This window comes from Caballeronia sp. (assembly GCF_049581465.1).
Classification (GTDB): domain Bacteria; phylum Pseudomonadota; class Gammaproteobacteria; order Burkholderiales; family Burkholderiaceae; genus Caballeronia.
The window spans coordinates 1-1,822 of the sequence record NZ_JBAUSA010001201.1; the positions used below are offsets into that span (position 1 = coordinate 1).

Consider the following 1,822-nt stretch of genomic DNA (forward strand, 5'->3'; position numbering starts at 1 on the left):
TCAGGACCGGATAAGCCGCCTCACTGCTCGCGGTCGAAAAGGCGAGCATCGCGGGCTCGCGAACCGCTTTGAGCAACCTCCAGATCGGTTTGCCCAAAAAGATGTGACCGACGAGGATGAGGAAAACCCACAGCAGCACGAGGCCGAGGTAGAAGCTCCCGACGAGCTTTCCATAGGTGGTTAGAACATCCAGCCCATGCACGGTGATCGCGGATGCAAGGGCGGCGAATACACCAAGGGGTGCGAGTTTCATCACATAGTCGGTCAGCTTCAGCATTGCGGGTACGAGCGCATCGATGCAGGCGATCAGCGGTGCGACACGCGGGTCCTGTTTGATGGCACTCAGGACCATCCCGAACAAGACAGAAAAGACGAGGATTTGCAGGATGTCATTTCGAGCCATCGCATCAATGATGCTGGCAGGAAACGCATGGGTGACGAAGTCTTTGAAGTTCAGACCCGCCGTGTTGAGACCGGTGGCAACGTCGGAACTCGTCTGCGTCATGTGCAAGCCAGCGCCGGGCTGGAGGACATTTGCAAGGACGAGGCCAAGCGCGAGCGAGCAAAGCGACGCGCACAAGAACCAACCCACCGACCTGAGCCCGATTCTGCGCACGTCACTCGTCCCTTCCATTCCGGCGAGCCCGGACACCAGCGTGGCGAAGACGAGCGGCGCGATAATCATCTTCACTAGGCGCAAGAAGATATCGGTAACGATCGAGAAGTAGTCTGCGATTGTCTTCGCTTCTGCCGCGTTTGCGACACTCCGATGGCAGATGTAACCGACAATCACGCCGAGCACCATGCCGAGCAGAATATAGAAAGTAAGGCGGTTTTTCATTTCCATCAGTCCGAGGAAGGCGCACACGGGTCTGAAGTGACCACGGCGCTGGCAGAGGGCAAAACGCCGTTAGTCGGGCGGCGTTTCAGTGTATGAACGGATCATAGAGATGATCAAACAGGACTCAATGCGGGTCCTGCATGGGGATATGCGAGGCTCGCATAACGCGGGATAACCCCTAATTTTCAATCTGCGACGCAGCACGAATGTGCCCCCAAAGCGTATCCAGGAATTCATTGCGATTCGAAGCATCGCGATAGACGCGAAGTTCGACTTCAACATTCCATGCGTCCCGGCCCGCTGGCACCAGTTCGCCCGTGTCAAGCTCGGCTACGATCGAGCTCTTTGGAAGCCAGGCTACCCCTTCGCCTTCCAGGACCAGTTTCTTGAGAACCTCGGCCATGTCGGACTCGTAATGAGGTCGCAACGCTGGGCTCGTATCGACTCGATTCAAAAGAAGTACAAGGCAGCGGCCAAAATAGCTGGTTTGTGTATACGAAATCAAGGGCAATGGATGGGCCGCCGTTCCCGGCAACCGGAACGTGGGCGCACCACGTGGGTTGGGCCGGCAGACGGGCATCAGTACATCGACCCCCACTGCGAGATGCTCGTACCTGATCGGGTCGAGATGAAGCGGAAGCTCCGGGTGATGATAGGCAAACATCAATTCACAGTTGCCGTTCACCAGCATCAGGATGGAGTCGTGGACGTTGGTGGGCGTCACCCGGGCACGTATATCGCCGAAATGTGCAGTAAGCGCTTTCAACCACGCAGGCAGAAAACTGAGCGCGATCGTATGACCCGCTGCAATCTGCAAGCCTTTGCCTGCCATGCGTTGGTCGATACGAATGATGGCCCGCGTATCAAATAGCTTCCCCAGTATGTCTACCGCTGCTTCCCGAAACAATTGTCCGGCAGGCGTCAGGGTTGGAGGGAAGCTGCTGCGGTCAATGAGGTCCGCGCCAACCCACTGCTCAAGTG

At 57.0% G+C, this 1,822-nt stretch carries 2 protein-coding genes; both read right to left on the reverse strand.

Annotation, left to right across the window (positions count from 1 at the left end; genetic code table 11):
* The coding region (locus tag WCA53_RS29330; RefSeq protein ID WP_423919433.1) for a dicarboxylate/amino acid:cation symporter at nucleotides 1-841 on the reverse strand (841 nt) is incomplete at its 3' end.
* Between the two features lie 178 nt (nucleotides 842-1,019).
* The coding region (locus WCA53_RS29335; RefSeq protein ID WP_423919438.1) for a LysR substrate-binding domain-containing protein at nucleotides 1,020-1,822 on the reverse strand (803 nt) is incomplete at its 5' end.